This is a genomic window from Bacillus sp. BPN334 (assembly GCF_008368885.1).
GTDB lineage: Bacteria > Bacillota > Bacilli > Bacillales > Bacillaceae_G > Bacillus_A > Bacillus_A wiedmannii.
Map to the genome: position 1 here is coordinate 204,050 of NZ_QOZW01000008.1, position 18,289 is coordinate 222,338.

Below are 18,289 nucleotides of genomic sequence, written 5' to 3' on the forward strand. Positions count from 1 at the left end.
GGTTTAAAATATATAAAAACTGAAAATTAATAATATATTGACCTCTTGATAGGAAGTACTATAGAATGAAAGCGATAACAAACGATTGCTTTAAAATGATTTCTCTGATCTTTTAGTATTTATACATATATGCAGACATAAATAAATCTATTTTTTTGAACATTAATGCAAACGTTTTCGTATTAAAAAGATCATGGAAATCCATATGTGAAAATTGCCAATATGGGGGGTGAAATAAAAGAGATTTCTAGATTAATTTAAGTAGTGTAATTTAGTACGAACATATTAAATCGTGTGTACTATTTAAAGAAAGGGTGTATGTGGTGCAAATGTTAAAAAAATTAATTAACAAATCAGTTTTATTACTTACTATAATCGTTATGTTATCCTCTGTTTTCTCTTTTCAAAGTGTAAAGGCAGTTTCAAATTCGAAAACAACTGAAGTTATCATTCATTACAAAGAACAGTCTGGAAATACAAAGGATTGGAACCTTTGGTTATGGGGAGAAAATGCGAATGGTAAATCATATGAATTTACTGGTGAAGATGAATTTGGAAAGTACGCTAAGATTAATATGGATGATGACTATGAACGTGTAGGATTTATCATTCGTACGAATGAGTGGGAAAAAGATGGTGGCGATCGTTGGATTGAAAATATAAAGGACGGTCGTGCTGAAGTATGGATTCTTTCTGGTGATGAAAAAATATATAACTCTAAGCCTTCTTCGGATCTATCCATTCAAAAAGCAACTATTGATAGTTTCAATGAAATTACTGTAACGACTAATGTGCCGTTTCATATTAAGGAACGGAATATTGAAATTGAAGGCATCAAAATTAAGGATATTAGTCCTTATGATATAAACAGTGGAAATGTTACTAATAAGGTTAAAATAATTACGGAGCAGAAAATTGATTTAAAACAATCATACAAAGTTAAAATCGAAAACGTAGCTGATACGAATACTGAAATCGGTAAAGTCATTCGTAGTGAGGAATTTGATCATTCATTTTATTATGCTGGTAACGATTTAGGTAATATATATACACCGCAACACACTAAGTTCCGTGTATGGGCTCCTACTGCGAGTGAAGCGAAGTTAGTTACATATAAAAAATGGAACGATAAAATAGGTACTGAAATAAACATGAAACAAGGTGAAAAAGGAACTTGGAAAGCAGAACTTAAAGGGAACCAAAAAGGGCTCTATTATACGTATAAGGTGAAAATTGGTAATAAGTGGACTGAAGCAGTTGATCCGTATGCACGTGCTGCTGCAGTAAATGGAGATAAAGGTGCAGTTGTTGATTTAGAAGAAACAAATCCGAAAAAATGGAAAGCAAACAAAAAACCAAAATTTAAAAATCCGGAAGATGCTATTATTTATGAATTGCATGTACGTGATCTTTCTATTCAGCCCGAAAGCGGTATTAAACAGAAAGGAAAATATTTAGGGGTAACAGAAAAAGGAACAAAAGGGCCTGAAGGTGTGAAAACAGGCCTTGATCATATGAAAGATCTTGGTGTTACGCACGTGCAGCTTTTACCGATATTTGATTATGCATCAGTAAATGAAGAGAATTTAAATGAACCACAATATAACTGGGGATATGATCCGAAAAATTTCAACGTTCCAGAAGGATCCTATTCTACAAATCCATATGAGCCAACTGTTCGAATAACTGAATTAAAGCAAATGATTCAAACACTGCATGATAATAATCTTCGTGTTGTAATGGATGTAGTATATAACCACATGTATAATGCTGCTGAATCTAATTTTCATAAGTTAGTTCCAGGTTATTATTACCGTTACAATGAAGATGGAACATTTGCAAATGGAACCGGAGTAGGAAATGATACAGCTTCAGAACGAAAAATGATGAGAAAATTTATGGTGGATTCGGTCACATACTGGGCAAAAGAATATAATTTAGACGGATTCCGTTTTGATTTAATGGGTATCCATGATTATGAAACAATGAATGAAATACGTAATGCTGTTAATCAAATTGATCCTTCTATTATGCTGCATGGAGAAGGTTGGGATTTAAATACACCTCTTGCAGCTGAGTTGAAAGCAAGTCAAAAAAATGCGGAGAAAATGAAAGGGATTGCTCATTTTAACGATAATATACGTGATGGATTGAAAGGTAGTGTATTTGAGGAGAAGGAAAATGGATTTGTAAATGGAAAGGACAACATGGAAGACCGCATTAAAAAAGGGATTACGGCAGGCATTTACTACGATACAAATTCGTCTACTTATAAAGATCCGGAGCAGGTGCTAACTTATGTGGAAGCACATGATAATCATACATTGTGGGACAAACTTGAGTTGACTAATCCAGGTGACAGCGAAGAAGTGCGAAAACAAATGCACAAATTGTCTTCTTCGATTTTACTAACATCACAAGGTATTCCATTCTTACATGCAGGACAAGAGTTTATGCGCACAAAGTATGGTGATCATAATAGTTACAAATCTCCTGATTCAATTAACCAGATGGACTGGTTACGCCGTGCAGCATTTAATAATGAGGTAGAATATATGAAGGGCTTAATAGATTTACGCACAAAGTACTCAGCTTTTCGAATGACATCTACTGAGCAAATTAAAAAGCATATATCATTTATAGATGCTCCCAAAAATGTTATAGCTTATTCAATAGATGGAAAGGGGAATGGGAATAAAAATGAAAACTTTATGGTGGCTCACAATGCAAATAGAGAATCCGTTGACATAACTTTGCCATCGAAAGGTCCTTGGAAAGTACTAGTAGATGGTAAGCAGGCAGATAGTAAAACACTTTATGTTGTCCATAATAATAAAATTAAAGTTCCTGCATTAAGTTCATTCGTTTTAAAAACAGCGAAACCGATTAAATAAAAGCAAGTCATGTGGAAGTATATACTGAATTGAGTACATGTAATAAGGATTGTACATGCAAAAAGCGAAGTGACGGTTATTTTCACTTCGCTTTTAAAATTAAATTAATATAATTTCACATACTGTAATTATATTACAATTTAATAAAGGAAATAGACAAGAAATTATTTCTATTGTAACAGTAGGAGGAGAAGATATCTTTGTATTAATTCCTACAAATCGTTTAAAAAATAGCAAAGATGAAAAAGTATATGGAATTAAAATAGAGAAAAGACACCATTTAAGGTGTCTTTTCTCTATTTTAAATACGATATGTTAGTAATTAACTTGTATGTAAAAGTAAGTTGCATTTTCACACTAACTTCAAAAGAAAAATATTAAATTCTTTTCTTAATCTATATGTAATAAATCTCATTAGAAAATTTTATCGCTATAACAAATAAAACTTTCTCAATATTATTGTGTTTAATAACTATATCCATCTGCTTTCCAATCCATTACAATAATTTCACATTGGAAATACACGAATATTCCCAATGTTCTAAATGGTTTATACCTTATAGGATTACTATGGGAAAGGATGTGAAATGTCTAATAAAAAAATATTTTTTATGATGAAATAAAAAATTTTAATGAAGAAAAAGTTATTTTATTATTCTCAAGCTTTATTGAAGTACATGTATTTATAATCACTTCGAGACAAGAGGAAGAATCTAAAAATTATTTTTGTAGATTAGAAAAGTGTATTTAAAAATTAAGTTAAAAGTTTATGGAGGGTTATATGAGCGAGAAAATTTATTATTGGTCTCCTATTAAACATTGGGAGAAGTTGCATAATGAAGTTTTGATAGGGGAAATGAGATTTACAGGCGTTCTGTCTGAGTGGTTTCCTGAGTTTTATTTTTTGACTCAAAAAGGTGTGAAAATTAGTGAACTAGTAGAACGCTTTTCTTTAGGAAATGTAGAAGAGACACAAAAAACAATAGAGCTTATGATAAAAAATCGTGTGTTAGTAAGTAACATATTACCGCCAAGAGAAGTATTTTCCACACAAGAAAAGATTTTTCCAAATCCATATAGCAACCAGATTCGCTTTTCTAAAGAAGATTTAGATAAGTATATGAGTGAACAATTGAATCGAACGCACCATGCTGTGCGGTCAACCGAAATTCAACTTGAAACAACAAATGATCTACCCACTATAATCAAGGAACGTAGGTCTTGTCGCCAATTTGATATGAAAAAACATATTAGTTTTTTAGAATTTTCCCAATTCATATCAACTCTAAAACAGGTTAGGAAAGAAAATATATACTATCATTACGCAAGTGCAGGCGGACTCTACCCTATTGATATCTTTGTTTATATAAAACCCAAACGTATAGAAGGTATGAAAGCTGGGTTTTATTATTATAACCCATCAAAAAACTGTCTTGTGATTGTAAATAATATTGATCAAGTAATCAAAAGTGATCATGAGTTAATTAACCAAGATTTATTTACTCAGTCTGCCTTTTCAGTTTATTTGGTCTATAATGCGAACGCTTCCATCCCGAAATACGGTTCAGATGGATATTTATTTGCTTGTATTGAGTCTGGTATTATCACTGCTACCTTAAATATGGTGGCTGAGACATTGAATTTAGGCGTTTGTTCAGTTGGTCATATGAAATTTGAAGAGATTCAGCAGTTTTTATGTTTGGATAATCATCAAGTATTTCTCCATGGGCTTGAAATTGGTCTGAAGATTAACGAATAGATGAAATGAATATTAGGGGGATAAAGATAAAAATGCACATTAAAGATCGAAGTTCGATTCATGAAAATAAAGGGGTAGAGGCGTTTTGGAAGGAGCAGTTATCTTCCGAGGTTCTCGATTTTTCTGTATTTAATAGCGGTTACCAACTAAATAAAGAAAATCCTTGCGAGCACGTTCAAGTCATAATGAATGTAGAGTTTAGTAAAAGTATACAAAAAATAATTAAGTCTCAAGATTTATTATTATTTAGCTGGTTACAGGCCGCGTTAAGGATTTGTTTGGCACACTATACAGATCAAGAAAGGATTACTATTGGTATTCCTGTAATTGAAAAGAATATTGAACAAAGCGAGAATCTTAATAAATTGATTCCTTTAGGAAATGAAATCCATCCGCATCACAGCTTTAAACAAGTAGTAAATCAGATTGAACAAAAGACTTTATTCGGGTATGAAAATCAGGAGTATCCGCTCTCTGAATTATTAATTAAACACAATTTAACTCCTTTTCAAATTGTTATTGGGATGGAAGGATTACATAACGAAAATTTGCTAGAAGAATATGCAGAGAATAATTTAGCCATCTGGATACAAAGAAAATGGAATGAAATACATAATGAATTTGAAATTCAAATTTCTTTCAAGTCTCATTCATTTTCTTCTTTGCAACAGTTTGCAAATTCATATCTTTATGTTTTAAAGCAAGTGTCAACAAATTCGAATTTGGCTGTGAAAGATATTTGTATCATTTCAGAAGAAGAGAAAGAATTGCTAGAAGAATTGAATCAAGGTCAGGCGGACATAGAATTGTCTCAATCATTTCAAGATTTGTTTGAGGAGCAAGTGTTAAAAACCCCAGATCAAATTGCTGTTGTTTGTAATAATCAATCTTTGACATATAGAGAATTGAATAAGAAAGCAAATCAATTGGCTTCTATTCTTCAAAGTAAAGGTGTTTCGAAAGAAAGTATTATTGGGGTTATGGTAGATCGTTCATTGGAAATGATCATTGGCATGGTGGGGATTTTAAAAGCAGGAGCAGCTTACTTACCTATCGATCCTAACTATCCAACTGAACGAATTGAATATATGTTACAAGATAGTCAAGCAAAATGTTTACTGAGCAAGCGAACAGAAGTAGAATTGCCACAATTTGCGGGTGAAGTGCTGTATCTTGATGAGGGGCATTTCTTCCAAGGTGAAGAAAGTAATTTAGTTCGAGAAAGTCATCCTAATGATTTGGCTTATGTTATTTACACATCAGGATCGACAGGAAATCCAAAAGGAGTAATGGTGGAACAGAAATCGCTTGTCCATTTTTTAAGTGTAATGAGAGAAAAAGTAAAAGATAATCAGTCATTCTTGTTTCTTGCTAGTGTATCTTTTGATATCTCCTTGTTAGAAATATGTCTGCCTTTAACACAAGGTTCGAAAGTAGTTATTGCTACAGAGGATCAGTTCGCAACAAAAGAATTAGCTTATTTGGTCAAAGAACATAAGGTGGATTTATGGGAATCAACGCCATCGCGAATGGAAGTGATTTTGAGTGATCCAGAAGGGGCAAGTTTTCTAAAAGATTTAAAATCTATTTTGTTAGCAGGAGAAGCATTTTCCATTGATTTGGTTGAAAAAATCCGATGCATCAGTGAAGCGACAATTTTAAATATTTATGGTCCTACAGAAACAACCATTTGTGCAACAGTAAAGGATTTGAGCTCTGCCAAAGAAGTTACGATTGGAAGTCCCAACCCGAATTATCATTCCTATATATTGAATAAGTATGGTCAATTAAAACCATTTGGAATTCCGGGTGAACTCTGCATTGGTGGCGTGGCGGTAGCACGAGGGTATCTTGGGAAATCTAAACTGACAGATGAAAAGTTTGTACCGAGTCCTTTTACAGCAGGAGAAATGATGTATCATACGGGTGATCTCGTTCGTTGGTTGCCTAATGGAGAACTTGAATATCTAGGTCGAATGGATCATCAAGTAAAAATTCGGGGATATCGGATTGAATTAAGAGAAATCGAAAGCCAGTTAAGGGAATATCCAGAAATAAACCAAGCTATCGTTGTTGATCAAGTATATGGAAATAGGAAATTATTAGCTGCGTACTATGTATCGGATAATAAGGTCTCTTTTGATGAAATCAGAAAATATTTAAGTGATAAATTACCTGAGTTTATGATTCCTGAAAAAATGATTCAGGTGGAAGAGATTCCGTTGAATCCAAATGGGAAAGTAGATAGGAAAAGGTTATTAGATATAACACAAACAGATTATGTATCAATTCCATACGTTGCCCCGCGCAATGAAATTGAACAAAAATTGGTGCATGCATGGGAAAAAGTTATGGAGATTGAGGGAATTGGTATTCATGATAATTTTTTCGCACTAAAAGGAGAATCGATTAAAGCATTACAGGTAATAAATTTATTAAGAAAAGACTGTTTGAAAATAAGTACAACAGATTTTTTTAAGCACCCTACGATTGCTCAACTTAGTTCTTGTATAGAGGTAGAGCATAAAGAGGAAAGGTTTGAAAATAGACCAACTCATGTTAAAAATTTGTCTAAGCCATTTCCCTTAACAGAAGTTCAGACAGCGTATATGTTAGGAAGGAATTCACAGTTTGAATTAAGTGGTATTTCACCTCAAACATATTTTGAATATGAAACAGAATTGGATATCAATCGTCTTTCAAAAAGTCTTCAAAAGGTAATTTATCGTCATCCAATGTTGCGAGCTGTAATTTTACCAGAGGGAAAACAGCAAATATTAGAAAATATTCCTGATTACGAGATTGAAATAGTGAGCCTCATAGATTTAGATGATGGGAAACAAAATGCTCGCTTGCGAGAAGAACGTTCTCGAATGACTAACCATGTATTCCCTTTGGGGCAATGGCCTTTGTTTGAATTAAAAGCCTTTCTTGTAAAAGAAGACACGTATTTATTATGTTTTCGATACGATGCTTTATTAATGGATGGAGCTAGTATGAACATTGTTGGACAGGATTTGTTTCATTATTATTATAAACCAGAGCAAAGGTTAGAACCTCTATCTTTTGATTTTCAAGATTACATGTTTATCTATGATGAACTGGAACAAAGTACAGAATATAAAACAGCAAAAGATTATTGGACAAGTAAGCTTCCTGCCTTTCCGTTTGCGCCTTCTTTGCTGTTAAAAAAGGATCCGGCAGAGATTGCTACTCCTAAGTTCCAATCACTTACTAAGATCCTGGACAATGAAATATGGAAAAAGCTACGAAAGTTAGCACAAGAGAAAGAAGTAACTCCTTCGGCTCTGCTTTGTACAATATATGGTGATGTATTGGCATATTGGAGTAATCAACGTCGATTGGCAATTAATTTGACTGTATTTAACCGTTATCCTGTTCATGAAGAAGTAGAGCAAATTGTGGGAGATTTCACTTCACTCATCTTGTTGGATGTTGATGTGAATCCAGATCAATCTTTCTTTACTAGAGTAAAAGAAACGCAATCTACTTTATTAAATGGTCTCGAACATCGCCATTACGATGGAGTTAATTTCATTCGAGATTTTACTCGATATCATCAAATGACGCCAAAAGCAGTTATGCCAATTGTTTTCACCTCGATGTTAGCAGGTGCGGGGGCTTTTGCTTGGGAACAGCTTGGTTCACTTCGCCATATTCATGCTCGGACTCCACAAGTGTATTTGGATAATGTGGTAATTGAAAAAAATGGAGAGTTATTAATTAGCTGGAACTATGTTGAAGAATTGTTTGATGTTGATGTGATAGAAGCGATGTTTCACCAATTTGTTGACTTATTGGAACAATTAGTGAAACAAAGTGACGTAACATCTTTGCAGATGAAAGAGTCAGACCATGCTTTAATTGAGCAATACAATGAGACAACAGAAAAAATACCGTCGACTACTTTATATCAATTATTTACAGACCAAGTAAAACGTACACCGGATGAAGTAGCAGTAGTTTTTGAACAGGACTACTTAACATACTCCGAGCTTCATAAGCGCTCCAATCAAGTTGCGCACTTTTTAAAAGAACAAGGAATTGGTCTAGGTGACAAAGTTGGTCTTTTAGCACTAAGACGAGTTGACACAATTGCTAATATGATAGGTATTTTAAAAGCAGGTGCCGCTTATGTTCCAATTGATCCCGACCATCCTTCAGATCGCCAAACATATATTTTAGAAAATAGCTCATGCAAACTTTTATTAGAATCTAGTCTTTATGCAGAAAACCGCTTGTCATTATATACAACAGAAGATATGCCTGCTATTGCTGGTCCGGAAGATCTTGCCTATATTATCTACACTTCAGGAAGTACAGGAAAACCGAAAGGAGTAATTATTACTCACCAAGCGGTTACAAATACCATTCAAGATATTAATCAAAAATATCAGGTAAATGAAGATGATCGTATTATTGGTATTTCTTCTATGTGTTTTGACTTATCTGTATACGATATTTTCGGAACGTTAAGCACAGGTGCAATGTTGGTAATGATTCGTGACCCAAGAGACATGCAAGAATTAATCCGTACTGTCGAACGTAGAGGAATTACAATTTGGAATACAGTACCTGCAATTATGGATTTGGCATTAGATCAAGTAGGTTCTCATTTTGAACATTCTTCCTTGCGTTTAGTTTTACATAGTGGAGATTGGATTCCACTTTCTTTACCAGAAAAAATAAAACGACATTTTCCGATTGCGGAAGTAGTTTCACTCGGAGGAGCAACAGAAGCATCGATTTGGTCAATTTATTATCCGGTCAAACAGGTGGAATCGAATTGGAAGAGTATTCCATACGGGATACCTTTGGCAAACCAAACGTATTATGTGTTGAACTATGAAAAGAAAATGTGCCCTGTTGGTGTAATTGGAGATTTATATATTGGGGGAGTGGGCCTTGCTAAAGGATATTTAAATGATGAACAGAAAACAAATGAAGCATTTGTATCACATTCTGATTTTGGTCTTATTTATAAGACAGGAGACTGTGGAAAAATGCATCCTGAGGGATATATTGAATTTTTAGGCCGCCAAGATTATCAAGTTAAAATTCAAGGATATCGAGTAGAGTTAGAAGAAATCGCACATTGTCTTCTCACTTACAAACAAGTCGAACATGCAGCAGTGATTGATCAGACAGATGAGTATGGTATAAAATTTTTAGTCGCATATGTGGTAACTGAGCAAAATATTAGCACAACAGAACTACGAAAGCATTTGCGAGATCACTTGCCAGATTACATGATTCCTTCTTATTTTGTTTATTTGGAACAATTGCCCTTGACTCCAAACGGGAAATTAGATAGAAAAGCGCTCCCTACTCCGGAGAAACAAACAAATGAAGTATTTATTGCTCCAAAAACTGAAATGGAAAAAATATTAACTAGTGTTTGGCAAGAAGTACTCAAAGTAGATCGGATTGGAGTAAATGATCATTTCTTTTCCTTAGGTGGAGATTCGATAAAAGCGATTCAAGTTTCCGTCAGACTGTATAGACAAGGATTTGAGCTAGAGCCAAAAAATTTATTTTCATTTCCTATATTAGGAGACATGGTTCAATTTGTTAAAAAGCTTGATCATCTTCCAAATTCGCAAACAAGTGATGTAAACAAAATGAATGATAATAAAATTACATCACTAAATGTTAAAAACAAACAACTTAATCAACATACACTTATCAAAATACAAGAAAAAATGCCAGAAATAAAAATAGAACGTATTTACCCATTGGCACCTTTCCAGGAAGTTATTTATGAACATGCTGCGACTGAACCTGATACAAATGCATATTTCGAACAAACAATTTGGGCGCTTGAGGGGGAGCTGGATATTAATCTCTTTATTCAGTGTTTCCAACAATTAGTTGATCGTCATGATTCTTTAAGGACGATAATTGTGCAAGATGAACAAGCACAACCTTGGCAAGCTGTTTTACACGATGTTCAAATGATTTCAGAGATAAAAAACTTGATTGAGATGACGAAACAAGAACAGCAAGAATTCCTAGACCAGTGGATGAATGAAAATTCAAGTCAAGGATTCAAAAAAGATGAACTCATGACCCGTCTCTGTATATTCCAGCTAGGAAATAACGAGCATAAGGTGGTTTGGAGTTCCCATCATCTATTATGTGATGGTTGGAGCGTCAGCATTTTGATAGACGAATTATTCCAGCTCTATGAATTAATAAATGCGGGAACTACGGCAGAGTTACCTATGGTGAAACCTTTTGAGACATTCATAGATTGGACTGTAGCACGAGATCATGAGAAAGCACGTCATTTTTGGCGGGATTATTTATCAGGATACAATCGAAAAATTAGTATTCCTAAAAAGAAAGTATCAACTCAAAGTGAAGGGTTAAATTTCACATTTATGGATTTAATATTAGATAAGGATTTGACTAATCAGTTACAGACATTTGTAACTAAAAACAATATAACTATGAATTCGGCATTACTAGCTGTATGGGGAATATTGCTTGGCAAATACAACGGAATGAGAGAAGTAGTATTACCTAATCTAGTATCAGTCAGACCTCCCGAAGTAGAAGGGATTGAAAATATGTTCGGTCTGTTCACAAATGTTTTGCCTATCCGACTAGCATGGACAGAAACGCAATCTTTTGTGGACTTCCTGCAAAAAGTACAACTAGAAACATTGAAATGTAATGAGTATGCATACTATTCATATGTTGATATACAAAAACAAAGTGAATTAAAAACTGAGTTGACTGACCATCTTTGGGTTTTTGAAAACTATCCGACTAACTCAGCTATCTTTTCTTCAAATGAAAACAGAAATTTTGCCATCACAGATTACGAAGTTGTTGATGAGCCTCATGTAAAGTATGGAATTATGTGCTTCCCTGAAGAGAAACTTACAATAAAGTTTGGATATGATCAATCCGTATATGAAGCGGAGAAAATACAGGAAATATTGAATCACATCCATCAGTTAATCAATAGGATTCTTCAAAATCCAATACAGGCAATCGGTGATTACAAATTATAAAAAATGAAAAGGCGAGCAAGAACTCGCCTTTTTAAATAGAATAGGAGTAAACCAAATGACAAAAAACTTGCAGTTATCAGCCGAAGAGATGCGTCAGTTAGGATATCAAGCGGTGGACTTGATTGTTGATCATATGAATCATTTAAAAAGTAAACCAGTTTCGGAAACGATTGATAGTAATATTTTTAGAGACAAGCTAATTGAAACGATTCCAGAAAACGGATCCAATCCAAAAGAGTTACTTCATTTTCTTAATAACAATGTGTTTAATCAAATTACTCATGTGGATCATCCTCATTTTATGGCTTTTGTGCCAGGTCCTAATAATTATGTTGGTGTAGTAGCAGATTTTTTAGCAAGTGGGTTTAATGTATTTCCTACAGCTTGGATAGTAGGTGCAGGTGCTGAACAAATTGAATTAACGACAATCAACTGGTTAAAATCAATGCTAGGATTCCCTGATTCAGCTGAAGGGCTATTTGTCAGTGGCGGTTCCATGGCTAATTTGACTGCACTTACTGTAGCGAGACAGGTCAAGCTGAATAATGACATAGAAAATGCCATTGTGTATTTTTCTAACCAAACTCATTTTTCTGTAGATCGAGCACTTAAAGTATTAGGTTTTAAACATCATCAAATTTGCCGAATTGAAACAGATGAAGATTTAAGAATTTCAGTTAGTACTTTAAGAAAGCAAATAAAAGAAGATCGATTAAAAGGGAAAAAACCATTTTGTGTTATTGCTAATGCAGGGACAACGAATTGCGGAGCGGTGGACTCCCTCGATGAATTGGCTGATCTATGTGGTGATGAAGATGTATGGCTACACGCGGATGGTGCTTATGGGGCTGCAGCAATTCTCAGTGAAAAAGGAAGGGAGTTATTAAGAGGAATTCATCGTGCTGATTCTTTGACATTAGACCCGCATAAATGGCTTTTTCAGCCTTATGATGTTGGTTGTGTACTTATTCGAAATAGCCAATATTTAAGTGAAACGTTCCGTATGATCCCAGAGTATATTAAGGATACGGAAACTAATATAGAAGAAAAAGTGAATTTTGGGGAGCGTGGAATTGAACTTTCTCGTAGATTTAGGGCATTAAAGGTATGGCTTTCTTTTAAAGCATTTGGAGTCACAGCTTTTCGTGAGGCAATTGATCATGGTATTATGTTGGCTGAACAAGTTGAAGAGTTTTTAAGGAAAGAAAAAGATTGGGAAGTAGTAACACCTGCCCAATTAGGAATTGTTACTTTTCGTTATATTCCTTGTAAGCGAACGTCTACAGAAACAATTCATGAAATAAACAAAAAACTGGTGGAAGAAATTAATCAAAGAGGATTTGCTATGCTAAGTACGACTAAATTAAAAGAAAAAGTAGTAATTCGACTTTGCTCTATCAACCCGAGGACAACATTAGAAGAAATACTTCAAATCATGATGAGCATTAAGGCGTTGGCAGAGGAAATAAACACATCGCCTAAACATCTTATATCTGTTTCTCAACCTTGATATATTAGGTGAATTTTACATATTAATAGCCGATTCTAAATGAGAATCGGCTATTATATTTACGGAGTGTTTTTCTTGTAAAGGGATTAGGCCTCAACCTTAGATACTCTTTTGAAACCAGTCCTTACTGCTTGTACCATTTCGTTCACAGCGTAAATAGATACATCGGCATTTGGATTTAATCCTTCAAACCAGTGATAAGAATTTGGATATAAATGAAATTCGACATCAACACCAGCTTGCGCTAGTTTGCTTACATAGGTCAATGTTTCACTACGGAATGGATCTAATTGACCAACAAATGTATAAGTATATGGCAAATCACTATAATCCTCTGCTCGAGAAGGTGCTGCATAGGCAGGGATATGATCCGCTCCATACATTTCTCCTAAATACATTTTCCAACCAGCTTCATTTGCCTTCTGATTCCAAACAAATCCCTCTTTAATTTCATTGGCTGAAGGTGTATTATTTCGATCATCAATCATTGGATAGAGTGGCATTTGTAAACAAATCGAAGGATATTTTCGATCTCGGGCTAATAATGATAATGCTGCTGTTAGTCCACCTCCAGCGCTTACTCCTGCAACCCCAATTCGATTCGAATCAATGTTTAATGACTCTGCATTATCAGCAATCCATTTTAAAGCTGAATAACAATCTTCAATTGGTGCTGGGTAAGGATGTTCAGGAGCTAAGCGGTAGTCTACAGATACGACCACACAGCCAGCTTCTTTTGCAAACCTCATACAAGTATCATCGTTATCATCTATAGACCCTAAGATATAACCACCACCATGTATCCATAATAAGACAGGTAAAGATTCATGATTTGATTTTGGGCGATAAATTCTTAATGGTAACGAATTAGCATCTGGTCCAACAATGACTTCATCTGTTAACGAAAGGGAGTCATCAACAACGGTAGGTGGTCTCATTTGAGCTATTCCTTCTCTGATTGCTTGCAAGTTTTCCGGGCGTAAATCGAGATCTGGAAACATCTCTAACCCTTGTAATAACTCTGGATTTACTCTTGTTTTCATTTTAACACCTCTATTTGTAATTGTTTTCAAATAAATGAAGTGTGTTCTAAGTAGTTTAATTGTGAAAGAACATCACAATTAAATTGTAAATTGGATATGTGATAACAGTCAACAGAATATTCGGAAATTAAAACCTTTCTCAAGAAGGAGTTTCAAGTAACCAATAATACAAGTAGTGGATCTAGGAGCAAAGTGTTTTCATGTCGTTGTATTTATGTACACTTAGTTTTCTAATTAAACCAAGTGATAATCCTTTTATTTTAATGACATATTGCAAGTGATACCTATTTGAATTCATACTCGGAATGAATTAATACATTTTCATTCCTTAATATATAATTCAGGGAAATACTCATGGGCAGGCATTAATATAGGAGAACAGTACAAATTAAAATAACTGTTTTAAAAAAATCCTTTTATTTGGCTAAAAAAGGAGTAGATTCAAGCATGGATTTGTATGCTTTCATTCAATGCTAGCTAAGGCCAAAACCTCCTTGCCAATATTCAAAAACGATTACGTTTTTGGATTCGTGTTCCGGTTTTTCTTGACCAGGTCATTGAATAACTACACATAAACTCCTTATATCTCTAGATAAACTACCGATTAGCTCCATATAGACTCTAGATAACCTATATAGAATACAAGTTATCAAGGAGGTAAGAAAAAATGAATTTTATGAAACGTGCAATTCTCAGTATGAAAAAAAGGATAGGAACATCATTAATTTTGATGGCAGTTTTTCTGATTGTTACAAATTTGGTTCTTTCAGGGTTCACAATCCAAAATGCATCAAAAAAAGCTGCGGATGCAGCAAGAAAAAAACTAGGTGCAGATGTTACTTTAAGTCTTGATTTTGACAAATTAGGTCAACAAGCTCGAGAAACTGGAGAGATGCCTAATCCACCGAAGCTTAAAACAAAAGAAACAGATCAATTAGCGAAATCCAAGTATGTAAAAGACTATAATTACATAGCTAACACTTTCGGTATTTCTGATGGACTTAAACTAGTAGGAGCTTCAGAAGGAGAAGAAGAAGGAAAAGGTAAAGTGGGAATGGCGGCTGTGCGAGGCGGTTCAAGCTCTGGTACAGAAATAGATATGAATGCTTCTTTTATGATTGAGGGGGTCCGCAAGACTGCATTACAAGAAAGCTTTAAAAACGGAAAAAGTAAAATCATTGATGGAAAACCAATTACAGAGCAAATGAAGGATCAGAATGTAGCTTTAATGGAAAAACGATTAGCGGAATTAAACAATTTGAAAGTAGGAGACAAAGTTAAAGTGCAATCAGGGGATAAGAAGGAAACCCTCGAGATTGAAATTATCGGTATTTACGAAACGAATGAGCAAGCAATGGGTCAACAGGCTCCTCCTATTATGGATCCAGCTAATAAACTATATATGCCGCATTCAACTATGAAAAAATTAGAAGTAGACCAAGGTATAAGTAGTGTTCAAGTCGTGTATTTCTTGAATGATCCAAAATATATTGATGCATTTAAAAAAGAAGCAAAAAAATCTAATATTGATTTTAATTATTATAAATTAGATGCACATGATTCATTGTACAAACAAATGATTGGTCCTATCGAAAATATTTCTTCTACTTCTCAAATGATTATTTATATTGTATCAATTGCAGGTGCGATTATATTAGGGTTAATCATTATGCTATCAATTAAAGGACGTCGTAAGGAAATGGGAATACTGTTATCTATTGGAGAGAAAAAATGGAAACTGATGGCGCAGTTCGTAGTAGAAGTAGTATGTGTCGCTATTTTAGCATTTGGATTATCCATAACAACAGGAGCTAAGGTTTCTCAATATATCGGGGATAATTTACTTTCGAGTGAAATCGCTACAACAAGCGAAGAAACGGACACCATGCGAAATAATAGTACTGTAATGATGTCTGGACCTGGTGGTACGCTACAAAATCAAAAAGAAGATCCAATTGATAAAATTGATGTAAGTGTAACAGGAGAAGATGTAGGGAAAATGGGGGGGGTTGGACTAGCTATTGCTATAATAGCAACGCTTCTTCCAGCATTATCAATTCTACGTTTAAATCCAAAACAAATTCTTTTAAAAGATGAATAAGGAGGCATAATATGGAAACGATTTTACAATTTAAAAATTTGGATTATTATTATGAAAGTAATGGAAAAAATGTAGCGATACTAGAGAATGTTAACTTTTCTTTTCAAAAAGGGCATTTCTACACGATTTTAGGACCATCTGGATCTGGTAAAACCACAACGCTAAGTTTAGGTTGTGGACTAGATGTCCCTAAAAATGGTTATGTACTGTATAATGGCAAAGATATTAGAAAAATTGGTTTGGATCGATACCGTAATCAAAATGTATCTGTAATTTTCCAATCTTATAACTTAATTACCTATATGACAGCTCTTCAAAACGTCTTAACAGCAATGGAAATTACAGGTGTTAAAGTGAAAAATAAGACGGTAAGGGCATTAGAGTTATTAGAGAAAGTAGGACTCACAGAAGCTGAAGCGAAACGAAATGTCCTGCAACTAAGTGGTGGGCAACAACAGCGTGTAGCAATTGCTCGAGCACTATCTTGTAATGTTGATTTACTAATTGCAGATGAGCCGACAGGAAACCTCGACGAGGAAACCACAATGGATATAATAGAACTGTTTCAAGAACTTGCACATAAAGAGAATAAATGCATTATTGTTGTGACGCACTCACAGGAAGTTGCTAAAAAATCAGATCGTGCAGTGTATTTAAGTAAGAAGAAGTTGGTCGTAAATGAAATCTAATATAAACATCGTAGCTGTTCAATTCACATAATTTTCAAAATTTAGCCCGTTCAAAAGCTTATATTTGATTTATAATAAAATCAAGCCATAATCAAAATGGTCTCCCTGTACTGAATGTTAAAATAGTTTGTTGTTCCCTTTTTAATAATATTTGAAAAAGAACTTGTAGGATATTCTACAAGTTCTTTTTCTTATAATTGGTTACCTATATCATGGGATAATCACACATAAAAAACGGGACATTACCTAGATATATAATCTAAATGCTGTCCCGTTTAACTGTGTATCTGTATAGTTATTGCAGAATTAAACCTACAATCATAATTAAACTAAATACTATTATCCAACCAAACGCACAATAGCCAAAAATTCTAATCCATTTAGGTAATTGATTCATGTTAATTTTATTTGAGGGAACTCCCTGCATAGAAAACATCATTTTTTGATCTCTATCTCTATTATTTTATTGTTCATACATAACATCATAACCTTTCCAGAACTATTGTGTTTATAGTATATCAGCCTGAAGAAAATTATGTACAGAATACAAGGGGATAACTTAATATTATGTGGTGAATTTTATAAATACTGAAAAAGAGCCCTACATAAATAAGATTATGTTTCTTCAAGTATTAACTTGCTGGATATGCATTAGAACCAAGATAGCGTTCTTTTATAATTTGAAGATGATGAAGCTCATGACCAGCAATGATGTATGCTAATGCACGAACTGTAACTTCAGAATTATTCGCATTTCCTCTTTGTGACCAAGCTTCTTTATCTAAGCTTCTAAGTAAATACACGGTAGATTGGCGAACAACTATTAAATTCTCAAGAAGATCTTGCATAGATTGCTTATCAAAAGCAGCTCTAAGAACATACATATCATCGTTATAGCCTGGAAGTTCTGCTGTCTCGCCTCGAGCAATAGATAGCAATCGATACGCCATAATACGTTCTGTGTCCGCTATATGACCGATTACTTCTTTTATACTCCATTTAGTAGGAGCATACCGGAAAAGTCCCTCACTATTAGAAATTCTCTTTAATAAAAGATTCGTTTCCTTCATTTGTTGTTCTAGAATATGTATGATATTTCCGTCTGATACCAAGTTGGTATACGTTGCATAATAGGAGTTATATTCACTTACCTTTGGTCTTATTTGCATACGAAGCATCCTTTATGTTTTATATTTAATCTTTACATATAGCTTATCATAAAAGAATTCCAAATTAATCTGAAAAATGGA

At 34.0% G+C, this 18,289-nt stretch carries 8 protein-coding genes; 6 read left to right on the forward strand and 2 right to left on the reverse strand.

Features of this window, described 5'->3' with window-relative positions; all coding sequences use genetic code 11:
• Positions 1-329: 329 nt before the first annotated feature.
• The 4 genes from pulA (at position 330) to DN393_RS13115 (ending at position 13,206) form a co-directional block, all read left to right on the forward strand.
• The gene (gene pulA, locus DN393_RS13095; RefSeq protein ID WP_370458088.1) at positions 330-2,894 is read left to right on the forward strand and encodes a type I pullulanase; all 2,565 of its coding nucleotides are present in this window, start codon (positions 330-332) and stop codon (positions 2,892-2,894) included.
• 781 nt (positions 2,895-3,675) lie between these two features.
• Positions 3,676-4,653, forward strand: coding sequence for a SagB/ThcOx family dehydrogenase (locus DN393_RS13105; protein WP_064475438.1), 978 nt, complete (start codon positions 3,676-3,678; stop codon positions 4,651-4,653).
• Positions 4,654-4,685: 32 nt separating this feature from the next.
• Positions 4,686-11,696, forward strand: coding sequence for a non-ribosomal peptide synthetase (locus DN393_RS13110; RefSeq protein ID WP_149173570.1), 7,011 nt, complete (start codon positions 4,686-4,688; stop codon positions 11,694-11,696).
• A gap of 55 nt (positions 11,697-11,751) precedes the next feature.
• Complete coding sequence (locus tag DN393_RS13115; protein ID WP_064475436.1) at positions 11,752-13,206, forward strand: pyridoxal phosphate-dependent decarboxylase family protein; 1,455 nt, start codon at positions 11,752-11,754, stop codon at positions 13,204-13,206.
• An 86-nt stretch (positions 13,207-13,292) separates the two neighbouring features.
• On the opposite strand, the gene DN393_RS13120 is transcribed toward DN393_RS13115, so the two are convergent.
• Entirely contained in the window at positions 13,293-14,249 is a 957-nt protein-coding gene (locus DN393_RS13120) for an alpha/beta hydrolase (RefSeq protein ID WP_064475435.1), read from the reverse strand.
• 667 nt (positions 14,250-14,916) lie between these two features.
• On the opposite strand from DN393_RS13120, the gene DN393_RS13130 reads away from it, so the two are divergent.
• Entirely contained in the window at positions 14,917-16,350 is a 1,434-nt protein-coding gene (locus DN393_RS13130; protein WP_064475434.1) for an ABC transporter permease, read from the forward strand.
• A gap of 11 nt (positions 16,351-16,361) precedes the next feature.
• Entirely contained in the window at positions 16,362-17,039 is a 678-nt protein-coding gene (locus DN393_RS13135; RefSeq protein ID WP_064475433.1) for an ABC transporter ATP-binding protein, read from the forward strand.
• 632 nt (positions 17,040-17,671) lie between these two features.
• On the opposite strand, the gene DN393_RS13145 is transcribed toward DN393_RS13135, so the two are convergent.
• Entirely contained in the window at positions 17,672-18,208 is a 537-nt protein-coding gene (locus DN393_RS13145) for a DinB family protein (protein WP_064475432.1), read from the reverse strand.
• Positions 18,209-18,289 lie beyond the last annotated feature (81 nt).